This window comes from Synechococcus sp. PROS-U-1, assembly GCF_014279755.1.
GTDB lineage: Bacteria > Cyanobacteriota > Cyanobacteriia > PCC-6307 > Cyanobiaceae > Parasynechococcus.
This window is the reverse complement of sequence record NZ_CP047951.1, coordinates 369,227-392,783: the sequence shown is the minus strand read 5'-3', so window position 1 is coordinate 392,783 and position 23,557 is coordinate 369,227. Positions and strand designations below refer to the sequence as shown.

21 protein-coding genes are annotated in these 23,557 nt (G+C 57.3%); 12 read left to right on the top strand and 9 right to left on the bottom strand.

Annotation, left to right across the window (positions count from 1 at the left end):
* Positions 1–9 precede the first annotated feature (9 nt).
* A complete protein-coding gene (gene pheA / locus SynPROSU1_RS01935; RefSeq protein WP_186571310.1) occupies positions 10–852 on the bottom strand; it encodes a prephenate dehydratase in 843 nt (280 codons plus the stop codon).
* 52 nt (positions 853–904) lie between these two features.
* On the opposite strand from pheA, the gene SynPROSU1_RS01930 reads away from it, so the two are divergent.
* On the top strand, positions 905–1,480 hold the full coding sequence (locus SynPROSU1_RS01930) for a DUF1997 domain-containing protein (protein ID WP_255444744.1): 576 nt from the start codon (positions 905–907) through the stop codon (positions 1,478–1,480).
* Here SynPROSU1_RS01930 and SynPROSU1_RS01925 read toward each other — a convergent pair.
* The 3 genes from SynPROSU1_RS01925 to SynPROSU1_RS01915 all read right to left on the bottom strand — a co-directional run bounded on the left by SynPROSU1_RS01925 (position 1,427) and on the right by SynPROSU1_RS01915 (position 6,897).
* A complete protein-coding gene (locus SynPROSU1_RS01925; RefSeq protein WP_186571308.1) occupies positions 1,427–2,026 on the bottom strand; it encodes a ribonuclease HII in 600 nt (199 codons plus the stop codon). The two genes, SynPROSU1_RS01930 and SynPROSU1_RS01925, sit on opposite strands and share 54 nt — an antisense overlap.
* An 8-nt stretch (positions 2,027–2,034) precedes the next feature.
* Entirely contained in the window at positions 2,035–3,978 is a 1,944-nt protein-coding gene (locus SynPROSU1_RS01920; protein ID WP_186571307.1) for an Rne/Rng family ribonuclease, read from the bottom strand.
* Between the two features lie 255 nt (positions 3,979–4,233).
* Positions 4,234–6,897 (bottom strand): TIGR03960 family B12-binding radical SAM protein, encoded by a 2,664-nt coding sequence (locus tag SynPROSU1_RS01915; protein ID WP_186571306.1) that lies wholly within the window; start codon positions 6,895–6,897, stop codon positions 4,234–4,236.
* Positions 6,898–6,950: 53 nt separating this feature from the next.
* Between SynPROSU1_RS01915 and SynPROSU1_RS01910 the strand changes: the two genes are divergently transcribed.
* From SynPROSU1_RS01910 to SynPROSU1_RS01895, 4 genes are read left to right on the top strand one after another with little or no spacing between them, the layout of a single operon-like run.
* On the top strand, positions 6,951–8,177 hold the full coding sequence (locus SynPROSU1_RS01910; RefSeq protein WP_186571305.1) for an LL-diaminopimelate aminotransferase: 1,227 nt from the start codon (positions 6,951–6,953) through the stop codon (positions 8,175–8,177).
* Between the two features lie 47 nt (positions 8,178–8,224).
* Positions 8,225–8,545 (top strand): ATP-dependent Clp protease adapter ClpS, encoded by a 321-nt coding sequence (clpS, locus tag SynPROSU1_RS01905; RefSeq protein WP_186571304.1) that lies wholly within the window; start codon positions 8,225–8,227, stop codon positions 8,543–8,545.
* A gap of 4 nt (positions 8,546–8,549) precedes the next feature.
* On the top strand, positions 8,550–9,404 hold the full coding sequence (locus SynPROSU1_RS01900) for a CPBP family intramembrane glutamic endopeptidase (protein ID WP_186571303.1): 855 nt from the start codon (positions 8,550–8,552) through the stop codon (positions 9,402–9,404).
* A 3-nt stretch (positions 9,405–9,407) separates the two neighbouring features.
* The gene (locus SynPROSU1_RS01895) at positions 9,408–11,387 is read left to right on the top strand and encodes a hypothetical protein (protein ID WP_186571302.1); all 1,980 of its coding nucleotides are present in this window, start codon (positions 9,408–9,410) and stop codon (positions 11,385–11,387) included.
* A 14-nt stretch (positions 11,388–11,401) separates the two neighbouring features.
* Here the strand turns inward: SynPROSU1_RS01895 and SynPROSU1_RS01890 are convergent, their stop codons facing one another.
* Positions 11,402–12,991: a photosystem II high light acclimation radical SAM protein gene (locus tag SynPROSU1_RS01890; protein ID WP_186571301.1), complete on the bottom strand. Its 1,590-nt coding sequence runs from the start codon at positions 12,989–12,991 to the stop codon at positions 11,402–11,404.
* A 171-nt stretch (positions 12,992–13,162) separates the two neighbouring features.
* On the opposite strand from SynPROSU1_RS01890, the gene psbA reads away from it, so the two are divergent.
* The 7 genes from psbA to aroC all read left to right on the top strand — a co-directional run bounded on the left by psbA (position 13,163) and on the right by aroC (position 19,172).
* Entirely contained in the window at positions 13,163–14,242 is a 1,080-nt protein-coding gene (gene psbA / locus SynPROSU1_RS01885; RefSeq protein ID WP_186571300.1) for a photosystem II q(b) protein, read from the top strand.
* 156 nt (positions 14,243–14,398) lie between these two features.
* Positions 14,399–15,733: a DUF2252 family protein gene (locus tag SynPROSU1_RS01880; RefSeq protein ID WP_186571299.1), complete on the top strand. Its 1,335-nt coding sequence runs from the start codon at positions 14,399–14,401 to the stop codon at positions 15,731–15,733.
* An 82-nt stretch (positions 15,734–15,815) separates the two neighbouring features.
* Complete coding sequence (locus SynPROSU1_RS13810) at positions 15,816–15,995, top strand: hypothetical protein (RefSeq protein WP_222929895.1); 180 nt, start codon at positions 15,816–15,818, stop codon at positions 15,993–15,995.
* A 222-nt stretch (positions 15,996–16,217) separates the two neighbouring features.
* Positions 16,218–16,781: a hypothetical protein gene (locus SynPROSU1_RS01875; protein ID WP_186571298.1), complete on the top strand. Its 564-nt coding sequence runs from the start codon at positions 16,218–16,220 to the stop codon at positions 16,779–16,781.
* 43 nt (positions 16,782–16,824) lie between these two features.
* Entirely contained in the window at positions 16,825–17,583 is a 759-nt protein-coding gene (locus SynPROSU1_RS01870; protein ID WP_186571297.1) for an aspartyl/asparaginyl beta-hydroxylase domain-containing protein, read from the top strand.
* The gene (locus SynPROSU1_RS01865) at positions 17,580–18,038 is read left to right on the top strand and encodes a cupin domain-containing protein (protein ID WP_186571296.1); all 459 of its coding nucleotides are present in this window, start codon (positions 17,580–17,582) and stop codon (positions 18,036–18,038) included. The genes SynPROSU1_RS01870 and SynPROSU1_RS01865 overlap by 4 nt, the downstream gene beginning before the upstream one ends.
* A 39-nt stretch (positions 18,039–18,077) precedes the next feature.
* On the top strand, positions 18,078–19,172 hold the full coding sequence (gene aroC / locus SynPROSU1_RS01860) for a chorismate synthase (RefSeq protein WP_186571295.1): 1,095 nt from the start codon (positions 18,078–18,080) through the stop codon (positions 19,170–19,172).
* A 19-nt stretch (positions 19,173–19,191) separates the two neighbouring features.
* On the opposite strand, the gene SynPROSU1_RS01855 is transcribed toward aroC, so the two are convergent.
* The 4 genes from SynPROSU1_RS01855 to sat form a co-directional block, all read right to left on the bottom strand.
* Positions 19,192–19,659: a hypothetical protein gene (locus SynPROSU1_RS01855; protein WP_186571294.1), complete on the bottom strand. Its 468-nt coding sequence runs from the start codon at positions 19,657–19,659 to the stop codon at positions 19,192–19,194.
* Between the two features lie 62 nt (positions 19,660–19,721).
* On the bottom strand, positions 19,722–20,366 hold the full coding sequence (locus SynPROSU1_RS01850; RefSeq protein ID WP_255444743.1) for a bifunctional 4-hydroxy-2-oxoglutarate aldolase/2-dehydro-3-deoxy-phosphogluconate aldolase: 645 nt from the start codon (positions 20,364–20,366) through the stop codon (positions 19,722–19,724).
* 28 nt (positions 20,367–20,394) lie between these two features.
* Positions 20,395–22,245, bottom strand: a complete 1,851-nt coding sequence (ftsH, locus tag SynPROSU1_RS01845) for an ATP-dependent zinc metalloprotease FtsH (RefSeq protein WP_186571292.1) — start codon at positions 22,243–22,245, stop codon at positions 20,395–20,397.
* Positions 22,246–22,289: 44 nt separating this feature from the next.
* Entirely contained in the window at positions 22,290–23,462 is a 1,173-nt protein-coding gene (sat, locus tag SynPROSU1_RS01840) for a sulfate adenylyltransferase (RefSeq protein ID WP_186571291.1), read from the bottom strand.
* Between the last annotated feature and the right edge of the window lie 95 nt (positions 23,463–23,557).

The window sequence follows — 23,557 nt, the reverse complement described above, 5'->3', positions numbered from 1 at the left end:
CACTGATGTTCAACAGCCACTGAGGTCGCTGCTGGGGTAAGCCCCGAAATGGGCGAGATGCTCGCAGAGAGGCTGCAATTGGGCGATCAGCTCTGCCAGAGCCATAGACGGATCCGCCGGGAGATCCACATCCACAAAAAACACGTATTCCCCCAACTCCCGTTTGGATGGGCGCGATTCAATTCGACTCATGTTCAGCCCCCGCTGAGCCAAACAAGCCAGCGCCTCAAGCAGGGCCCCCGGCGCATTGCGATGCAGTGAGAACGCAAGGCTGGCCACATCTCCATGTTCACTGCGCTCACCACGGCGCAACAAGAGAAAACGGGTGCGATTTCCCGCAACATCATTCACGGGAAAAGCCAACTCATCCAAGCCGTGTTCCCTTGCAGCCGTCTTGGAGGCAATCGCAGCACGGAAGGAACTGCCCGCCACCATGCGAGCCGCCTCAGCGGTGGACGACGTGGGAAGTTGCAGGGCATCAGGCAAATGCTGCGCCAACCAGCCACTGCACTGGGCCAGGGCCTGCGGATGGGAGAGCACTTCCGTGACTCTGCTGAGCGGACCACTCCCCAGAAGAGCATGTTGAATCGGAAGCACCAAAGCCCTTCGAATACAAAGCTCCGGATGCGACCAGAGCGCATCGAGGGTCGCTGTCACTCCCCCTTCGACTGAGTTCTCAATGGGAACAACCGCTGCATCACATAGCCCCTGAGCCAGCTGTTCCACAACCGATCGAAGACCGGTGCAGGGAATCAACTGAACATCATCTATGGCGTCCTGTTCGATCAACACCCGGGCGGCCTGCTCGCCATAGGTCCCGGCTGGACCAAGGAATGCGAGACGTGTAGGCATCGAAGCCGCACTGCATGGACTCGATAAGATCATGCCGCGTCAGGTGAAGTCCATGCCCCTGGCCTTCGAAGCCAGTCAAAAGCTTGATCTGCCTGTCAGAACCGGCGCAGAGCGCCTCCCTACCTATCTGCGGGAGGAGGAACGGGTTCTCGGAGCCCTGCTGGACGCACGCCAGCTCACACCCTTGCAGCCGGGTCGTTACCGCTATGTGGTGACCAGCCTGAAGGTCTTTCAACTCCATGTGAAGCCCGTGGTGTCGCTTCAAATCCATATGGAAGAGGACACGCTGGTGATGCAGGCCCTGGATTGCGAACTGGAAGGTCTAGGAATCGTTGATGACTTTGCGCTGAATCTGGAAGCACGGCTCGCCTGCACATCCGAGGGGCTTCAGGGGAACGCCCATCTGTCGGTCAGCGTGAGTCAACCATCCCTGCTCAAGCTGATTCCAAAACGGGTGCTGGAGTCAACAGGGGAATCAATCCTGAGCGGCATCCTCATTGGCATCAAAGCCCGTGTCGGCCAACAGCTCATTGACGACTATCGGAGCTGGTGCCGTGCAACAGAGGCGCAACTCTCAACCCAGCACCCGCTTCAGGAACGTGTGCCGATGCAGGGGCGTGGGGCCTGAAGCCTTCAAGCTCTGACAATGCTGTGCCGTGCCGTAGCCCGCATGGCGCTCGAGTCCGTAACCGGGGAAACGAGCAGACAGCCGCCGAATGAGTGCATCCCTGGCTTCCTTGGCCAAGACGCTGGCAGCCGCAATGGCAGGTGAGCGGCTATCGCCTGAAATAACCGTGCGCTGCTGGCCCAGCCACAACCTGAGGGGAAGGTTGCCATCCACAAGCACCAAGCCGGGGGACTGCGGCAGTCGCTGAAGAGCACGCAACATGGCGCGTTCGGTAGCAACACGAATCCCGCAGGCATCAATTTCTCGCGCTGAAGCCTGGCCCAGGCCGGAGGCAACACACAGCGACTGAATCAAGGGAACCAAAGCAGCCCGACGTTTAGGGGAGAGTTTCTTGCTGTCGGTCAGTCCCGCCTTCAGCAGGCGGTCTGCAGCTGCGCCATCCAGCACGACAGCGGCCGCAAACACAGGGCCGAACAAGCAACCACGACCGACTTCATCAACTCCAGCCACATCCCTCCCCATGGGAAGGGACTCCTGCAGGGTCATCCGACTGCTCAGACCGTGGCGACAGCAGAGGAGCGGCGACGGCGACGGCGGGGCTCCTCTGGCTCAGACGTTTCAGCCACCGGAGCAGGCTCCGACTCAACAGGTTCCGTAAGGATGGTTGGCTCCGGTTCGCTGATCGTCAGATTGGTGACAGCCTCCAAGGGTGTGATTTCCACCATCAGGGGTGCAGTCTCCTCATCTGGGGCGGATGACATCACGACAACGGGCATCTCAGCCGTAGGGGTCACGACGGGCTGACTGGACCCATTGCGTGCGCCTGAACGACCACCACGGCCGCCGCGACGACGACGACGACCGGAACTGGCTGCCAGTTGCTGACGCGCCGCTTCAAGGACGTCCTGCTCATCCTCGCCAGGGCGGACAACCCGCACAACAACATTGTCGGATTCAGGAGGCTCCTCGAGCAGCAGGGCAGGGTTCAAACCAAGCCAGCCAAACAACTCCTGCTGCTCATCGGTCATGGGTACAGCAACCAACTCGGGGTCCTGACGACGGGCGATCGCAGGCTCCTGCGCCTCTTGGGTCGACACCTCAGGGGTCGTTGTATCAGAGGTATCGACGGGAAGGACGGCGTCCTGACTGCCGCGCCCTCGGCCACCGCGCCGCCGCCGGCCATTGCCACCATTTTCTCCAGGAGAGACGACTTCAGCACGGGCAGAGGCAGCAGAACGAACCAATCCCGTGGCAGTCGCCAACGGCTGGAGCAGATCTTTGCCTGGAAGCACAGCCACATGGCCGAGGCCACCACAACTGGGGCAGGCCCGTCCAAAGAGTTCGTAAATGTTCTGCCCTTGACGCTTACGGGTGAGCTCCACCAGGCCCAGTTCACTGAGCTGTGCAATCTGCGGCCGAGCTGAATCGTCACGGACTGCTGTCGTGAAATGCTCCAGCAACTGGAGCTGGTCACGACGGGAATCCATATCGATGAAATCGATGATGATCACCCCGCCAATGTTGCGAAGCTTGAGCTGACGAGCGATCTCAATCGCAGCCTCGCAATTGGTCCACAGGACGGTTTCTCGCGCATTGGCCGAACGGGTGAACGATCCGGAGTTCACGTCAATCACCGTGAGCGCCTCGGTGGGCTCGATGATCACGTAACCACCGGACGGCAGGTCAACCCGAGGCTTCAGCGCATCGCGGATGGCGGCATTGACCTTGTAGTGCTCCAGTAACTCACTGGGTTCACTGTGGGCTTCCACCAGAACGTGGCCGGCATCAGCCCCGAGGAAGCTGCTGACACGGCCCACAGCAGCAGCATCGTCCACCACAACCCGGGCCAAATCAGGCCCCATGTGATCCCGCAGAATCCGATGGATGAAATCTTCGTCGCGATTGAGCAGAACAGGTGGTGCTGCCGTTTCGGCTGCTTGCTGAATCGCCTCCCACTGCCGCAACAACGACTCAAGATCTTCAATCAGGAGGTCTTCGCTGATGCCGTCGGCTTCTGTCCGAATCAGCAGACCAGCTCCAGGCGGCTTAATCAGGACACCGAGAGCACGGAGTCTGTTCCTCTCCGCATCGGCACTGATGCGTCGGGAAATGTTCACACCCTGGCCATGGGGCTGCAGCACCAAGTAACGCCCAGGCAGAGCGAGGTTTCCAGTCAGCCGTGGACCCTTGGTTCCGGTCGGTTCTTTCATCACCTGAACTAGAACCTTTTGACGAGGTTCAAGAAGTTCAGTAATCCCGGCAGAACCTTTCTTCAGGCGCAGTGGCCCGAGATCAGTGACGTGGATGAAACCATTTTTCTCACTTTCACCGATGTTGACGAAGGCAGCATCAATACCGGGCAAAACATTCTCAACAGTTCCTAAGTAGACATCTCCGATCTGATAGCGGCCCTGCGCGACGATGAGTTCATCAACACGTTCATCGGTCAGCACCGCTGCGATGCGCAGCTGCTCCGCGATGACAATTTGCTGGGGCATAAGAGGACTGGTTGAGCCCAATTCAGGGCCAGATCCGTTGTGGAACCTGCCGGTCCGCACTCACGGGTGATTAAAAGATCTGAACTGGTCGATGAGACCAAAAGGATGCGGAGTTAAGAACTCCTATGACTCAGACTTGGGGGTTGCGAAAAAGACCGCCACGCAAGTCGTGAAATGGACCTCGATATCCGTAGGGATCAGACAAGACCGGAACAAGGTTGGCCCGACGGGCGTAACGCCTGCTCTCCATCCAAGCTAGCACTGAGCACTGAGGATCAGGGCTTCACGGATCAAGCGTTGCACTTGCAAGGGCTGCCCGACGGTCTCGGAAAGCCAGTGCTGAATCTGAGCAGGGCGCAAACTTCGGCCCATGTCATCCACCGCTGCTTCCAACCGAAGACGAGCGGCTCCACCGGCGGTCTGATTCGTCACTTGAAGCGCTTTCAACGCTGGACGGCAATCCCTTTCTCTAGGGCGCCCCTTCTTGTCGGTGTCATGCCAAACCAGGGTCTTGGCCAGCAGAAGTTGATCGACAGCCGCACTCCAGTCCACAGAGATCTGGGTCTGATCGTCCTGAACGAGATCAAAACACCAAACGGCACCCGTCAGTTCTTGAGAGAGGCTTTTCCCACTCACGGGAACCTCGGCTGCCGCTAACAGCTGGATCCCCTCCGGCAACAAGGGCTGGAGCGTGCTGCAGAAGTGATTTGGCTCCAGTTCCCGGGTGAATTCCAGATCCATCCACTCACTCTTGGCCTCAGCTCCGAGGGGCAGGGCTAGAGCGATTTGAACGCGTGGCAGGGGATGAAAACCTCCGGTGAAACTGATTGGGAGAGCACTGCGGCGCAGGGCCCTCTCCAGCATTCGCATCAGATCAAGATGACTGAGCAGCGCCATCGATCCCGTCTTGGCGAATCGCACCCGGATGCGGCACACCCGAGCGCTGGGAGGCGCCTGCGTGGGCACTTGGGTTGGCACCTCGGGAGCAGGAACCACCACGTTGTGCCCCAAGTCCGGGCCACACACACCACAGCTGCTGCATCCGTCAAAGGAGCAGTCCGGCACAACCGCCGCGGCAAGGGCCCGTTGCAGATCTTCTGTCAGCCAAGCCTTATCGATCCCGGTATCGATGTGATCCCAGGGGAGCGGCTGAGCACAGAAGGCTTCTAGGTCCTCCCGATCCAAGGCGGCGACGGCACTCCAGCCCCCGACCTCCATCTCCCGATAACGCCGGTCCAAACCAGCATCCGAAATAGCTCCGGTCCAGGCGGCATAGGCGCGATCCAGCGACTCAAACCACGCATCCATTCCGGCACCGGCCCTCCAGGCCGCCTCAATCACCGGTGCCAGACGGCGATCACTGCGACCCACAAAATCCTCCATGGCGGACAGCCGCACATCGGTGAAATTCACCTTCACACCGCGCAAGCGTCTGAAGGCCTCTCTGAGCAGGGTCTGCCGCCGCTCGAACTCAGCTGTCGAGACGCTGTGCCACTGAAAAGGCGTGTGGGGCTTGGGCGTGAAATTGCTGATCGTGATGTTCAGGTTCAGGCGACCCAGATCACGGCAGTGCTGCTGCAGCATCACGCAGGTCTCAGCAATGCCCAAAACATCGGCATCCGTCTCACCAGGAAGGCCGATCATGAAGTACAGCTTCACCTTGCGATAGCCGTTCTGCATGGCGGTGCGGATGCCATGCAGCAGGTCGTCATCAGTCAGGCCCTTGTTGACGATGTCGCGGAGTCGCTGTGTACCGGCCTCAGGGGCGAAGGTCAGACCCGCTTTCCTCGTTCCGCCCAGGATGTGCGCGATGTCTTCATCAAAGCGATCCACCCGCTGACTCGGCAGCTGGAGTGTGACGTTCTGATCCGCAAGGCGGTTGCGCAACTCAACTCCAACCGCAGGCAGTGCCAGGTAGTCACTGCAGCTGAGTGACAACAACGAGAAATCGCTGTAGCCGGTCTGTCTCATCCCGGTTTCAACCGCTTCGATCACCGCCTCGGGTTCCACGTCCCGAGCGGGGCGCGTCAGCATCCCGGGCTGACAGAAGCGACAGCCGCGGGTGCAACCACGACGAATCTCCACCGTGAGACGGTCATGCACCGTTTCCACATGGGGGACCAGGCCCATGGCGTAGTGGGGCATCGGGGTCGCTACACGTCGGAGAACCCGCGCCGGAACATCAGGGTGGAGCGGCTGAAGGGTGACTCCATCCGCGCCAACCTCGTAGAGAGAAGGCACATAAACGCCAGGAACCTGGGCCAGATCGCGGAGCAGTTGCGATCGGGGCAATCCATCGGCTTTGGCCTGCGTGACCACGAGGCCGATTTCAGGCAACAGCTCCTCGCCGTCGCCCAGGGCGATGAAATCAAAGAACGGGGCGTAAGGCTCTGGATTGCTGGTGGCTGTGGGTCCGCCCGCGAAGATCAGCGGAGGTGCGGCAGGATCACCCAGCGGCAAGTCGCCTCGATCGGCGGCTCGAATCGGCACCTGGGCGAGGTCCAGCATCTCGAGGATGTTGGTGGCGCCAAGTTCGTAACTCAGGCTGAAGCCCAGAATGTCGAAGGCGGGCAGGGGCCGACGGCTTTCCACCGCAAACAGCGCCTGATGTCGCTCCCGCAGGCGGCCGGCCAAATCGGCGGCGGGGAGATAAGCACGATCACACAGCTGCCCAGGCACAGCATTGAGGATCGAATAGAGAATGATGTGACCGAGATTGCTGGAGCCGACCTCATAAATTTCGGGGTAGGTGAGCGCCCAGCGAACTGATGCAGCTTGCCAATCCCGTGGTTCGACGCCTAACTCATGCCCCATATAGCGGGCGGGTTTATTGATGCCGCTGTCCACCAGGGCATGAAAATCAACCGGGTGATCCAGGGCTGAGACGACCACGTCGGATGTCCATACTCCTAACGACATCGTATGGAGCTGCCGACAAGGCAAGATGCCCCGCAGACATAGCTTCCGGTTCCGTGGTTCAGGTCAACGGCAATTACCTCAAGCTCAAGGCGGGCTACCTGTTCCCTGAGATCGGTCGACGCGTTAAGGCGTTCAGCACCGACCACCCCGATGCAGCGCTGATTCGCCTGGGCATCGGTGATGTCACGGAGCCCTTGCCACTCGCCTGCCGTGAGGCGATGAAGACAGCCATCGATGCGATGGGCACAGCCGAAGGTTTCCACGGCTATGGCCCCGAACAAGGATACGGCTGGCTGCGGGAGGCCATCGCCAAGAACGACTTCCAATCCCGAGGTTGCGACATCACTGCCGAAGAGATTTTTGTCTCCGACGGCTCGAAGTGCGACAGCAGCAACATCCTCGACATCCTCGGCGAGGGCAACAAGGTGGCCGTTACGGACCCCGTGTACCCGGTCTACGTCGACAGCAACGTGATGGCCGGCCGCACCGGTGAAGCCGGCGAAGTTGGTCGGTATGCAGGCCTGAGCTACCTCCCGATCAGTGCGGACAACGGTTTTGCAGCACAGATTCCCAGTGAACCTGTCGACCTGATTTATCTCTGTTTCCCCAACAACCCCACCGGTGCAGTCGCCACCAGGGAGCAACTCCAAGCCTGGGTGGACTACGCCCGTGCCAATGGCGCACTGATCTTGTTCGATGCGGCCTATGAGGCCTTCATCCAGGACCCGGCACTCCCCCACTCCATTTTTGAGATTGACGGAGCCAGGGAGTGCGCCATCGAGTTCCGCTCCTTCTCCAAAAACGCTGGCTTCACTGGCACGCGCTGTGCCTTCACCGTGGTGCCGAAAGGGCTGAAAGGCAAGGCAAGCACCGGCGAAGAGGTTGAACTTTGGGGGCTGTGGAACCGCCGACAGAGCACCAAATTCAATGGTGTGAGCTACATCATTCAGCGCGGAGCTGAAGCTGTTTATTCCGAAGCAGGACAAGCCGAGGTGAAGGCCCTCGTGAGCTTTTACATGGAGAACGCCGCGATCATCCGCCGCGAACTCAGTGCAGCAGGGCTCACTATCTACGGCGGCGAACATGCCCCCTACGTCTGGATCAAGACCCCTGAGGGCATGGACTCTTGGGGGTTCTTCGACCATCTGCTCAACAAAGCCAATGTGGTTGGCACACCCGGAAGCGGTTTCGGTGCCGCAGGAGAGGGTTATTTCCGCTTGTCCGCTTTCAACAGTCGCGCCAATGTGGACGAGGCCATGGCCCGCATCAAGGCTCTATGAGCCGCCCATCCTTCGCATTCCCCTTAGATTTCAAAAATCTCGGATCAATGGTCATGGCCGTGGATGCTCCCAGCCAAAAACCAGGAGGTGCTGCCGTTCTGGACAAAGCTCCGGAACGCGTTCGCAAGCGCTCACCTCGCTACAAGGTGCTGCTCCATAACGACCCGGTGAATTCCATGGAATACGTGGTGTCCACCCTGCAGCAGGTTGTGCCCCAACTGAGCGAACAGGACTGCATGGCTGTGATGCTGGAAGCTCACAACACAGGTGTCGGCCTGGTGATCGTGTGTGACATCGAGCCAGCTGAGTTTTATTGCGAAACACTGAAGGGCAAGGGGCTGACCAGCTCAATCGAACCCGAAAGTTAGTGAGATGACGCAATTGCTGGACAGGTTTCTCCTGCTTCAGCCAGCCTGGCTGCCCACAGTTCTGTTCATTCCTCTGCTCTACGCGTTGGGTTGGATTGCAGCTGTTCCATTCACGCTGCTCGGGCTGTCAGCACATGAGGTTTCGCTTGCGGGAACCGTGCTGAGCTTTGTGCTGTTTGTTCTGGTGCTGCCCCGATGGGCTGTCTTGAAGTGGTCAACACCACACCCCTGGACCGCCTTGGGCATCGGCAAGTCAGGCTCCGTCAATCGTCCGACTGCCGCGATTGGGTGTCTAAGAGGCCTCCTGATCTCCGCTGGACTCCTGACACTGATCACGACCATCGTTCTGATCGGAGGCTGGGGACGATGGCTGGGGCATGTCGATTCGAGCCAGATGTTCAATGCAGCTCTTCTCTGCTTTGGCGTGGGCTTTGCTGAAGAGTTGATTTTTCGGGGATGGCTATGGGCAGAACTGAATCGTTTCATCGGCTCGCGTCAGGGAACCGTCGCCCAGGCCACCGTGTTCAGCCTCGTCCATACACGCTTCAACCTCGGCCTCACCGCGATGATTGGACTGCTGGCTGGTCTGTTCCTTCTCGGACTGGTCCTCGCTTCCCAGCGTCAAATTGACCGCGGCTCTCTCTGGGGTTGCATTGGGCTGCATGGGGGACTTGTGGGTGGCTGGTTTCTGCTGCAGAACGGCCTGATTGAGCTTGATCCCCAAAGCCCCACCTGGCTGATCGGTCCGGGGGGCAGTCAGGCCAACCCGTTAGGAGGTGTCATCGCTATGACGGCCTTCGTTCTTCTGCTGCGCATCGAATCGATCATGCAGCGCGGCAAACCATCTCAACAGCCTTAAACCATGAGCCATCCGAACAAGGCTGAACTCCTTGAGAAAGAGCTACGAGTCAACAATCTTCAGGGCTGCATTGAGATTCTCACAACAGCAACCCAGGACGATCAACGAGATCTCCAATTTCTGACGCGTGCGAATGACGTCCAGAGGGCACTAAAGGACCACAAGCAGGCCTTGAAATATGCTGCAGCCCTGCTGAAAGAGCACCCCAATAAACCCGTTGGCTACATCCGAGCCAGCCAAGAGAACCTTGCCCTTGGCTTCAAGATTGATGCCAAAAAAAATATTGAAGATGGTCTAAATCTGTTTCCCGATCACCCCGGGATCCTCACCGCCGCCAATCAGGTGTTCCGCAGCCTTGAGGATTTCAATCTGGCTTTGGTCCATGCTCAGTCGCTCTGCGACAAGCAACCGGCCAATCCAATCGGTTTCATCCGCGCAGCTCAGGATCACCTGAAACTCGATCAACCCGCAGAAGCCCTCAACACAGCCTTAAACGGATTAACCCATCATCCAGACCATCCACAGCTCCTCACGACCGGCATTGATGCAGCAAGAGCGTCGAACCAAATCCGTCAGTCCCTCCTCTTCGCTCAACACCTCATTCACTCCAGCCCCGACAATCCAGTCGGCTTCATCCGAGCGGCTCAGGATCATCTGAAACTCGATCAATACGCCGAAGCTCTCAACACAGTCCAAAACGGATTAACCCATCACCCTGAGAACCCAAAGATTCTGACCACTGGCATTCATGCAGCAAGAGCATCAGAGCAAACCGAGGTCGCGTTAAATTTCGCTCGAGAGCTGATCAGGGCAGAGCCAAATAATCCAATTGGATACATAAATGCCTCCCAAGATCTTGTTGAGCTGGGGCACCTCGACCAGAGCCTGCAGCTCATGGAAGAACTGAAGCGACAGCGCGCCGGGGATCAGAAGTACTTAGAGAGCATTCGGCGCTTTTATCGCTTTATTGGCGATAGAAGGAAATCACTCGAAATTTCGGAAATCCTCTTCGAGACATCAACGGAGACCCCGGTTGCACTTATTTCCGATCTAATTGCGCTGCAACAAACCCAGAAAGCCTTGACGATGGCGCAGGATCACCACCTCATTTCATCTACCGAGGCATCCGAACTACTGAACGCACTCGAGCAAGCTCAGACACAACCAGCGATTAACAAAACAATCCAAACAGGAATCAATACTCTCGAGATTTTTCCCCACTTCACAAGCGACAGATTCAACCCAGAGAGACTCGAACAAGTTGACAGCGCAGAAATAGCGACCATATGCGTCATCCATGTCGGGAAATGTGCCGGCGAATCCGTTCTTGACTCCCTAAGAAAATCCTTCCCAAAAGAGAGCACATGCATCATCGAGTATCACGTCTTTGATGCAAATATTATCTTGAAAAATATCATCAACAAGTTTGCTGACCACGAAAATATCCACTGGATAATACTGAATCGCGACCCCATCAAGAGATGGATATCAGCATTCAACTGGGACCAACACTTGTATCATTTAAATCAATATTTCTACTGTCATAAGCTAGCAAGCAAGCATCTTGCTCGATACAAAAGCTGCCTTGAACTCGCCAGAGGAATCTCAGAAAGACACAACGAAGCCCTCCAATTGAGCAGATTCCATCACCTTGCCTTTGGCCACATGGCCATGGGACAAGCCTGGTACTTGACCGAAGACCTCATTAACAAGATGAGTCCAACAAGAACATCACTGATATGCACAGAGCAGATTGGGATCGACTTCGAACTAAGCATAAAAAAAATCACATCGCAATTCAGCTTCCTCAAAGCATCCAAAGCAAAAATAGTTCACACAAAAAACATGTATCAAAGACGGTATAAATCAAATACATTCAAGATACCTTCAGACTTCAGCGCCAAAGAAGCCGCGAATCTTAGAGAACATCTCTCGAGCGATTACAACATCCAAGCATCCTTAAAAGAGCGCTTTAATTCCTAAAGCAATTGCAACATTCAACGTACTGCTTTCGCCAGCGCCGAACGTCCGGCGACAGGAGCCCGCAAGGCCTCTTGAAGCGGAGCCAAGCCGTAATCCCTTTCCAGGAGTGACATCACCGTGCGGCCGAAATCAGCGGGATTACGATCAAAGGCCTCGAGACACACCCGGCCAAAAGTGCTTCCCATCGGCTCAGGATTCCAAAGAAGCTTCCGTGCCGTCCACGGCATCATGCTCATCGGGTTGTAGCCCGGCTTGATCAAGCCTTGATCGAAACCGTACTGCTCGAGATGAGTGTGGGGCTGTAGACCGATGAAAAAAATGGCTGGCTCAACAAGATCAGCCCCAAAAATTGTCTCCAACTCTCGGTGATAGGCCACGGTCTGCCGAATCGTCTCAGGCCGCTCATCGATCACATTGAAGGAGTAGTTGACGGAGACGTGATCGCGAAAGCCAGCATCAGCAAGCATGCGACAACTCTCCAGCACCGTGCGCAGGTTGTATCCCATGCGCATCTTGCGAACGAGCTCCTGAGACCCTGACGTGATCCCGATCTCGAAATAGCTCATGCCCGTTTCCACCATGAGCTGAGCCAGCTCCGGATCAAGGTTGTCGGCCCGGATGTAGGCCGCCCAGCGGATTCCAGTCAGCCCTTCGGCCTTAATGGCACGCAAGAGTTCTTTCGCATCATCGATATATCTCCGAGCGGGTATGAATTGGGCATCGGTGAACCAGAAACCACGCACCCCGCGGTCGTAGAGCTGGCGCATTTCTTTCACCACCTCATCCACAGGATTGAGGCGCACCTGTTTGCCTTCCACCACGGTGTAAACGCAGTAGCAGCAGTTGTGGGGGCAGCCGCGCTTGGTCTGAACACCTACGTAGAAATCACCGCCTTCGAGATACCAATCGAGCTGGGGCCAAATCGAGGCGATGTAGTCGTAATTACAGGCGGTCTTGGGACGACTCTCCGGTTGTTCATGGATCAAGCCTGACCGTGGCGTTTCACCAACAACGAAGCAGCGCTCACCCTCGAGAGACTGGCCTTCTATCAACTTTTCCAGAAGCGGCTCACCCTCGCCGACGGAAACAATCGTGCCCTTGGGCAGAGATTTGCCGAGCTGTTCATAAAAAACACTGACGGCTCCTCCTCCTAGAACGGCCCTGGCGTTCGACTGGTGACGGCGTGCACGCTTCAAGCCCTGACGCACCAATCGCTGATTTCTGCTGAGCTCGCCGTAATGACTGCGCATCAACTGAAGCCCACCCAGTGCTCCATGAAGTCGCTTCAGTGGATTGCGGGCATAAAAGACTTCAAACGAATTCTGAAGCGGGTTGCCTCCTCGTCCGTCCACAGGAGCGTAAATCTGAATATCCCGCCACGAGAAGACAAGAAGTGTTGGCTGGAACTGGTCAACGGTGGCGTCCAACACACGATGGACATCCAGCACGGGCAGAGCCGCGAGATCCAGGATGCGTTGGGGCATCTCCGGAAAACACTTGTGAAGATGATCGGCGAGATAAATCGGCCCGATCGGAAAGATCGGATTGCAGGGCAGCCGCACCAACAACACCCGTTCTTGTTGTGGCGCCACGTGAGCTGTCATCGGGTCTCCCGGACGCTAACAAGCGCTACAGCCAAAGGCGCTGAAGGCCTCTTCACAACAGCTTCATAAAGCGCGCGACACACAGCGCAAACTTCCGTTACACTCCCGATCAGGCAGGGCTCTCCTGCCCTTCCTTAAACCGTTCCTTCGGGAACATTCCTTTCCGTTCTCATGACCACCACCCTCCAGCAGCGCTCCGGCGCTTCCAGCTGGCAGGCCTTCTGCGAGTGGGTCACCTCCACCAACAACCGTCTGTATGTCGGTTGGTTCGGTGTGCTGATGATCCCAACTCTGTTGGCTGCCACCATCTGTTTCGTCATCGCCTTCGTCGCCGCACCTCCGGTTGACATCGATGGCATCCGCGAGCCTGTCGCTGGCTCCCTGATCTACGGAAACAACATCATCTCTGGTGCTGTTGTTCCTTCTTCAAACGCCATCGGCCTGCACTTCTACCCCATCTGGGAAGCTGCTTCCCTCGATGAGTGGCTGTACAACGGCGGCCCCTTCCAGCTGGTTATTTTCCACTTCCTCATCGGCATCTACGCCTACATGGGTCGCGAGTGGGAACTCTCCTACCGCCTGGGCATGCGCCCCTGGATCTGCGTTGCCTACAGCGCACCTGTCGCTGCAGCCTCCGCTGTCTTCCTGGTTTACCCCTTCGGTCAGGGTTCTTTCTCTGACGCAATGCCCCTGGGCATCTCTGGCACCTTCAACTACATGTTGGTGTTCCAGGCCGAGCACAACATCCTGATGCACCCCTTCCACATGATGGGCGTCGCAGGTGTCTTCGGCGGCAGCTTGTTCTCCGCCATGCACGGCTCCCTGGTGACCTCCTCCCTGGTGCGTGAAACCACCGAGAGCGAGTCCCAGAACTACGGCTACAAGTTTGGCCAAGAGGAAGAGACCTACAACATCGTGGCTGCCCACGGTTACTTCGGTCGCCTGATCTTCCAATACGCCTCCTTCAACAACAGCCGTAGCCTTCACTTCTTCCTGGCTGCCTGGCCTGTTGTCGGCATCTGGTTCACCGCCCTTGGCGTGTCAACCATGGCCTTCAACCTGAACGGCTTCAACTTCAACCAGTCCATCCTTGATGGTCAGGGCCGTGTCCTGAACACCTGGGCCGACGTGTTGAACCGTGCCGGCCTCGGCATGGAAGTGATGCACGAGCGCAACGCTCACAACTTCCCCCTCGACCTGGCTGCTGCTGAGTCCACTCCTGTGGCTCTGCAGGCTCCCGCCATCGGTTGATCTGGAATCAACCTGTTCCATTCGGAACAGCAAAAACGATTCAGATCAACTGAATCGGAAAGCCCCCTCCTCGGAGGGGGCTTTTTGTTGTTTTGGAAACCCTGAAGCATCCGTGCAACAGCTATAGGTAAAAAAGTAAAAGCCAAGGACTCAAGCATGAAAGATCTGATCAGCGAATCAAAAAGCTATGACAGGGAAGGAAAAATCATTGAAGCCATTCGAGCACAAAATGCTTTCCTACCAGAAGAATCAAAATTCAAAAAGTATCATAAAATGGCCCAATCTCCCTATATCTTTTATCGCGGAACCAATCATTTATTCTGGCAAGACTTTGCTGGCTCATGGAGACTCCATCAATTCGGAGGCTCTTCCTGGTCAAGAACATGGCTCCAGGGTGATTCACACGTTTACAACATGGGGGCATTTAAGCATCAAGGCGAAAATGTGTGCTTCGGATTCGATGATTTTGACGATTCTCTTGTCGCTGATTACCAATATGATATTTGGCGTTTTGCTGTCAGCATCGTACTGGACTGCTGGGATCGCGATCTCAATAATTCAGATGAAATCGATAACGCCCTCAACACATTTTCTCGCTCCTACCTATTGAATTTCAGGAGGACAATCAAAAGCAAAACATTATTCGAAAAACGATTCACCTCTGCCAATACTTGCAAACCACTTGCAAGCTTCTTGAACAAGACGCAAGGGAAAAGCTCACGACGAAAAATGCTCGAGAAATGGACTAGTGGAGAGCAGGATCGGCATTTTCAGCTCAATTCAGAGAAAGTCAGAGCCCTCGACATTCCACGTCGCGAACAACTGATCGATGCTCTGGCCAACTACAGAGCACGCCGGAATGAATTTTTGGGGCTTGAGCAAACAGACAGGCCCATGGAAATACTGGATGTTGTTGAGCGCCTAGGAGCGGGCACAGGTTCACTAGGGAGCCAAAGATTTTACGCCCTTGTTCGGGACATCGACAAAGAAACACAAGATCATGACTTCATCCTGGACATCAAACTCCAAGGACAACCAACTGCCTACGGCTATTTGAGCAAAGAGGAAACCCAGGAATACAACAACAATTTTGCCAGCCACGCTGTCCGTCATGCTGATGCATACACGGCACTCTCTGATTTCCCCGACCATCACCTGGGCTGGGTCAGCCTAGAGAATGAAAGCTATTCTGTACGGGAACGCTGTCCCTACAAGCGGGATTTTGACACCTCTAAGCTCTCCTCCAAAGAGTTTCTACTGATGGCTGCACAGTGGGGGGAAGTTCTGGCCCTGAAACACCGCAGAGCAGCTCGCCGCCTCAACCAAAACAAAGATTCTTCCCCTTTGGAGGAAAAGCTGAAAGATATTGCCGAAAACCACCGTTGGGAATTCAAATTCTTCATTCGCTCTTTGGCCCAGCCTTACGCGCAACAAGTGCGTCGTGATTGGGATGCATTCCGCCTCAATGCCGACGCCCTGGCGGCACAATAAAAATGAGATATCTGCATCTTTTTTTGATCGAGGCATTTGAAATTACCTGCAAAATCAAAAGCCAAACTCCCTAATACATATCATGAGCGACGACATCAGAGACGTAATCGCCGCTCAAGCAGCACGGGCCATTGACAAGGAAAAGTGGACTCAGCTGCGTTATATCGGCAACCGCTTTGAACGGGCTCGCTGCTACAGAGATTGTTGGCAGGCTCTGGCACGAGCATCTGAAGAGACCACCCTTCACCGACTCCCGATTTAGCCAGGGCCAAACCTGACATGCAGCGGAGCTCTTGTTCTGCCCAACACACGGGACTTGGGAGATGAGTTGCGAATCCTGAGATTTATCGGCGATCTAAAAGAACACATCGCGCACGTGATCGTCTCAACCGATCCTCGTCTTCATCCCCTCATTGAGAGGAGCTTCCCTGGTGTGATCTGCTGCGATCCAGCAAGGATCCCGAACCGTGCTGAGATATCGCACATGGCGGCCCAGGAGCGTCTGGCGTACTGGTTTGGCTCTGACGAACAACAGCTGATCAGTGGCTTCCGCACGCTGGCGGCACCCATCTTTGCTGGAGAGAAGCCCAAGGGCATCGGCATCAGCTGGTTTTCCAAATCCAGGAACAAGACCTTGCCTCCCGTCGAAGACTGGGCATCGGTGCTCCAAACCATCCGCCAACCAATTCAGTCCCTGCAGTACCTGGAAAAACCAGCACGAATCCGGGCACTGCGGGAACTGAGTGGACAACGCATTCGCTCATCCCAACCCATCGACCAAATGCTTGATCTGGATGGATTCGCCAGCCAAGTGGCTGGAGTACGGGGTGTTCTGACGATTAGCAACACCACAGCGCATCTAGCTGGAGCCTTGGGAATTCCCTGCGTTGTGATTCTCGACAATGGATCCATCACCAACTGGCCGGATCTCGGCGAGACCACACCGCTCTATCCCTCAACACGGCTGATCCGGCGCGGCAGCGACGACTGGACCACAACCCTGCGGCGTGGCTGGCGGACCCTCAGAGCCTTGATCTCACGGCAATAGACATCCGCATGCAAAGCTCCACGCTCAAGAGGAGCGGCATCGCGTGGGCAGCCCAACGGCCAAGCGGAAACAACGCAGTCCCATCCAACGCGTGATCCGCTGGAGTCCATGGCATTACCGGTTCTGGCGTGAGATCGCCCGCTGGTGCTACGAACAATCGCTCCACAACCCAGCGGTGGTAGCAGCAGACAGCGGCTTCCCGGCACATCGTCAGCTGTTGCAGTCCTATCAGCAGATCCGCAAGGAAACCCTGGAGATCGCACTCTCAGGACGCCTGCCGGCAAACCACGAAATCATGCAGCAACAGCGCACCCTGTATGAATTCGACCGCAAGGTCTGGGGAATGTTGCCCTTACGAGGCTATGGCTACGACTACCCAGCCAATCAAGCTCTGATCCCTTCCCTGCGGAGCTTTCTCCAGCATCACCCCGACGTCGTTTCAGCGGCCGTGAGCCTGTTCCCACCAGGGAAGGTTCTACGGCCTCATAAAGGTCCCTTCAAAGGGGTTTGGAGGTATCACCTGCCTTTGTATGTGGAGCATTTTGGGGATGGCCGCAGTTCCTGTGAACTGATGATCGATGGCCAGAACTACTACCTCCAGGAAGGTGAGGGGTTCCTCTGGGATGACACCTTCATGCACTCCGCCATCAACCGCTCCAGCCAGCCGAGAGTGGTGTTGCTCTTCGACGTCTTCCGCAAGGATCAACCGATCTGGCTGATCGGCATGAGCTGGATTTTCCTCTGGGTGGCTCAGATCTGGCAGCACGTCCAGAACATGCGCCAGCGCGCAGGCCTGCAATGACGCGGGTACAGACCCTGATCCAGCAGCTGCAGTTGATTCCCCATCCGGAAGGGGGCTGGTACCGCGAGTTGCACCGAAGCCAGAACCCGGTTCAACGCCAAGACAGTGTCGAACGACCTGCTTTGACAGCCATTCTGTTTCTGCTGCCAGCCAGCGCCATCAGTTGCTGGCATCGCGTCATCGGTGCCGACGAAGCCTGGACGCACATTGAGGGGGCCACTCTGGAGCTCTTTCAGTGTCAGGCGGATGGAACAGGGCTGAAACGGGAACCATTGAGTGCATCCAACCCTGTTCAGGTGGTTCCAGCCAATGCCTGGCAGGCAGCACGCAGCCTGGGTGATTACACCCTGGTGAGCTGTTGCGTCGGTCCGGGGTTTGACTTCTTGGATTTCGAGATGGCCCGGCAGCAACCCGCGACAGAACGCCCGAGATTGCCGCATCCGGAGTTGATTTGAACCGACGGCTTCGTAGCCTCACCGCATCGAGTCATGGCCATGGGCAGCAGCTTCGGCGACCTCTTCCGGATCAGCACCTTCGGTGAATCCCACGGGGGAGGAGTCGGCGTGATTGTTGAGGGATGTCCACCACGGCTCAAACTCAGTGTCGCGTCCATTCAGGCCGAACTGGATCGACGCAAGCCAGGGCAGAGCCACATCACCACACCACGCAAGGAAGCGGATCAGGTTGAAGTCCTCAGTGGCCTACTGGATGGAGAAACCACCCTGGGAACCCCGATCGCCATGGTGGTGCGCAACAAAGACCAACGGCCAGGGGATTACAAGGACATGGCGGTCGCCTTTCGCCCCTCCCATGCCGATGCCACTTATCAAGCTAAATACGGAATTCAGGCGAGCAGCGGTGGGGGGCGTGCTTCAGCGCGGGAAACCATCGGCCGCGTCGCAGCAGGTTCGATCGCTAAGCAGATGCTGAAACAGGCAGCTGGGACCGAAATCCTGGCCTGGGTCAAGCGCATTCACAGCATCGAAGCCTCCGACATCGACCCGCAGGAGGTGCAGTTGAGCGACGTGGAAGCCAACATTGTGCGGTGTCCCGATCCAGCGGTCGCGGAGCGAATGATTGAGCGGATTGAAGCGATCGGCCGTGAAGGCGATTCCTGCGGCGGGGTGATCGAATGCGTGGTGCGCCATCCCGCCATTGGCTTGGGCATGCCGGTGTTCGACAAGCTCGAAGCCGACCTCGCCAAAGCGGTGATGTCGCTGCCGGCCACCAAAGGATTCGAAATTGGGTCCGGTTTCGAGGGCACGTTGCTGAAAGGCAGCGAGCACAACGATGCATTCCTACCGAGCGAGGACGGTCGCCTGAAAACCGCCACCAACAACTCCGGCGGCATCCAAGGGGGAATCAGCAACGGTGAGCCGATTGTGATCCGGGTGGCCTTCAAGCCAACGGCCACAATCCGCAAAGAGCAGCAGACCATCGATTCCGATGGCAAGGCCACCACGCTTGCAGGGAAAGGACGGCACGACCCTTGTGTTCTGCCCAGGGCCGTGCCAATGGTGGAGGCAATGGTGGCGCTCGTTCTGGCTGATCACCTGCTGAGACAGCAGGGACAATGCAGCCTCTGGTGAGCACCACACTTCGGTCAGGTCAAACAGACGCCACAGCTGCCGTGCCGTTGGGGCTGACGACCGTTGCAACCGGTTTCGACTTTGCCGCGCTGCGGGTCCGGGTGCGGCGAGCGGGCTTTTTGCTGGCTTGAGCCTTGGCTGAGGCGGGTTTCTTGGAAGCCATCGCTTTCTTGACCGTGCGGCGTGTCCGACCGGTCGTGGAACGACTTCGATGGCTCAACACGAGGGCCCACTCTTCATCACTAAGAGTGGAGGGTTTGCTCCCGTGGGCATAGGACAGCTTGGCCGCCTTCTCGATGTCTTTGATCAGATTCGTCCAGGACGTGGCAAAACGCTTGTCTGACTGCGATTTCGCGCCACTTTCAACCAGGGTCTCCACAACCCCTGCAGCCGAAACCTTCTTGCGCCGGCGATTGAAAATCTCTTTCTGAAGCTGAGCGATCAGGGCATCGGCCTTGTCGCTGAGCTTGATCGTGAGCTGCGACATGACGCAGTTGGATAGCTATCTCATCTGTAGCATCTTGGACGCATGTCGACCAGGTGTTGGCATCAAGGCTGAGTTGTCGATTGGCGTAACCAGTCGAGGAGTGCTTGGAAAGCAGGTGGCGAGCCCACCACTCTGCGGCCCAGAGCAACGGCACCATGACCAGCCTCCAGCCAAACCGGTATGTCGCTCACTTCAAGACCACCAGCGGCAATCACAAAGGGCAATGGACCGAGAGGCGCATGCAATCGCCCCCAGTACCCCGGCCCAAGGTTGGCCGCGGGAAACAGCTTGACGACCCTGCATCCGAACCGCACCGCCTGATGCACCTCCGTTGGGCTGAAGACGCCAGGCACGAGCAAAACTCCAAGAGCCCTCGCCTGCTCCACAAGCTCAGGACACCAACAGGGAGCCATGGCGTAGCCGAGATTCAGCCGTGAAAGATCATTGAGCGCCAGGGAAGAGGTCACAGAAGCTGCCCCCAGATTCAGCTCTGGGCAATAATCCTGCACCCGTTGCATGAACGCCACCCAGCCCGCCTGGTCCTGCCAGGCCACCTCGAGATGGCGCAGTCCTGCAGCGTGAAGTTGCTGCACTTGATCCAACAGAACGGATCCCGATGCTGAAGGCCCGAGATCGTCGGGTTCAGGCCTGACGACCAATAAAAGAGGCTGATGCTGCAGGGATGCCACGAAGAGCTCCTGCCGCACCAGCCAACGGTTGGATGATGAATCGAAATCAGACGTATTCGGCGACCCGGACGTCACGTTTGATCAGAAGCTCCTGAAGCTCTTCAGCATCAACAGTCTCCTGCTCAACAAGCATCTCCGCCAATTCATCCAGAACGGATCTGTTGTCAACCAGAACCTTGGTGGCTCTCTTGTAGGCCACATCCACCAGGTCGGAGACTTCCTTGTCGATCATTGCGGCAGTTTCTTCAGAGAAGTCGCGCTCCGCTGCGATATCCCTACCGAGGAACATGCCACCCTGCGCTCGCCCAAGTGCCACTGGGCCAAGCTCGTCGCTCATGCCAAAGCGAGTAATCATCTGGCGTGCCGTGGAAGCGACCTGCTGAAGGTCGTTGGAGGCACCTGTGGTGACTTCGTCTTCTCCGTAGACGATCTCCTCAGCCACACGACCACCAAGGGCCACAGCCATCTGGTTCTGGAGGTAGGCCCTCGAGTAGAGACCTGACTCCATCCGTTCCTCACTGGGGGTAAAGAACGTCAGGCCACCGGCGTTGCCGCGGGGAATGATGGAGATCTTCTGGACGGGGTCGTAGTCGGGCATCAGGGCTCCCACAAGAGCGTGACCCGCCTCGTGATAAGCAACCAGACGCGCACGCCGCTCGCTCATCACGCGGTCTTTCTTCTCCGGACCGGCCATGACCCGTTCAATGGCATCGCTGATCTCGTCGTTGCTCACTTCCGTGAGTTCGCGACGGGCCGCGAGGATGGCGGCTTCATTGAGGAGATTGGCGAGATCGGCTCCGGTGTAGCCGGGTGTGCGTCGAGCGACCTTGTCGAGATCGACGTCCTTGGCGAGGGTCTTGCCGCGTGCGTGAACCCCGAGGATCTGTAGGCGCCCAGAATAGTCAGGGCGGTCAACGGTGACCTGTCGATCAAAACGGCCTGGGCGCATCAGCGCTGCATCCAGCACGTCAGGGCGGTTCGTGGCCGCCACGATGATGATTCCGGTGTTGCCCTCGAAACCATCCATCTCCGTCAGGAGTTGGTTCAGGGTCTGCTCACGTTCATCGTTGCCACCGCCAAGGCCAGCTCCACGCTGACGACCAACGGCGTCAATCTCGTCGATGAAGACGATGCAAGGGGCGTTTTTCTTGGCTTGCTCGAACAGGTCGCGAACACGGCTGGCACCAACGCCAACAAACATCTCGACGAACTCTGAGCCAGAGATGGAGAAGAAGGGAACACCTGCTTCACCAGCCACGGCCTTGGCGAGCAGGGTCTTACCGGTGCCGGGAGGGCCTACAAGCAGAACACCTTTGGGGATCTTGGCGCCGACGGCCGTGAAGCGATCAGGGTTCTTGAGGAAGTCGACCACCTCGGTTAGCTCAAGCTTGGCGCCTTCAATGCCGGCCACATCGGTGAAGGTCACCTGAGTGGAAGGCTCCATCTGAACCCGTGCCTTGCTCTTGCCGAACTGCATGGCGGGGTTGCCACCGCCGCCGCCTTGGGCACGCCGGAAGAGGAAGAACAGTCCGCCCAGAAGAAGGATCGGGAAGATCAGACTTCCAGCAGCCTGCTGCCAGCCAGGGGTCTGACGGGAGGGCTGCACAGCGATGTCAACGTTGTGTTCGGTCAGCAAACCGAGCAGCTCACGATCGGGGGCCAGGTTGACCTGGGCACGACGGCCGTCGTTTTCAACAACCTGAGCTGTGCCCTGGTCGGGTGCGATCAGCACACGGCTGATCTGGTCATCCTTCACCGCCTCAACGAACTCGCTGTAGCGGATGGTGTTCACCTGGGGCTGGCTACCACCGCCGCCACCAATGAACGCTGGTGCAATCACAACGATCGCCAGGACCAACAAGGCCCCGAGACCGATATTTCGCCAACGCTTGTTCACAGGCCGTCTCGTAGATGAAGGAATGTTAAACCGGTTCTCAGTCTTCAGGCGGAGCGAAGCACCTCAACAACGCTCTTGAAGGCGAACCACTCGGGAATTTCCTCACCGCCACGCAGCATCTTGCGGAACTGGGTGCCGCTGAGCTTCTTCACGTGAAGGCCACGGGCTTCGGCGTGCTCGGCCGTCACATAGCCCTCTTCCTGGGTGTAGACGAGGTTCAGGGAAGGAACCGTTTCCATCGTGAGCTCGGGGGCACACTCCTTGGCAAAGTTCTGGGCGTCGTAAGGGCCATAGAAGTCGTCACCTGTCAGAGACGATTTGCAGCCCGCCATATCCCGGCCAATGATGAAGTGGGTGCATCCGTAGTTACGGCGGATGATCATGTGCTGGAGCGCTTCGCGCGGGCCTGCCATATGCATCGCGTAGGGCAGATAAGCCCAGCGGATGCTGTCGTTGTTGACTTCGGCCGCCAAACGCTCATAGGTCTGGAAGCGAACGGCGCCGGGGATGTCGTCCTGCTGGGTGGGACCACAGGTCGGATGAACCAGCACCACAGCGTTGTCACTGACGTTCTGTGCATGCAGTGCACGGGTGAACAGTTCGTAGTGAGCGCGGTGAATGGGGTTACGGCACTGGAACGCCACCACGTCCTCACCTTCGGGCAAGCCTGCCCGCACTTCCGCAGGGGTTTTACAGGGGAACACGCGTTCGGGCAGAGCGAGACCCTTGAGGCTTCCACCCAGATAGAAGCGCTTGCGCTCCATGGTGATCATCCGCACCGCAGGATGCTCAATGGAGGTGGTGCCGTAACAACCCTTGGCTTCGGCCACTTTGTCGGGCTCCCACTTGTCCTCCACCTCGAGAACAGCCAGATCCTGGCCTTTGTAGGTCAGAAGCAAAGTGTCACCGACCGCGACGTCATCGCGGTCGGTGTCCATGACGATCGGCAGGCCGAACAGCTGACCGGCAGCAAGACGATGACCATTGACGACTGAGTTGTAGTCCTCCTGGTGCATGAACCCACGCAAGGGTGAGAAACCACCGACGCAGAGCAGCTCAACATCGCAAGCGTTGCGATCGGAGCACTCGATCGTTTTGGTTGCGGAGGCTTTCACCGCGGCACAATCCGCATCGGTCACCATCAGATCAACCAGAGTTCCCCCGTAGGGAGCGATCACACCGGATCGCTGGGCGGGAGCAGAAGCACTGGCGGTCATGGCTGCAGAGAAAGATCGGGCGATTCTCCCAGATCACCGGAGGATTGCAACGGATCAAAAAAAAGGGGGCCTAAGCCCCCGAATGCAACCTGTTG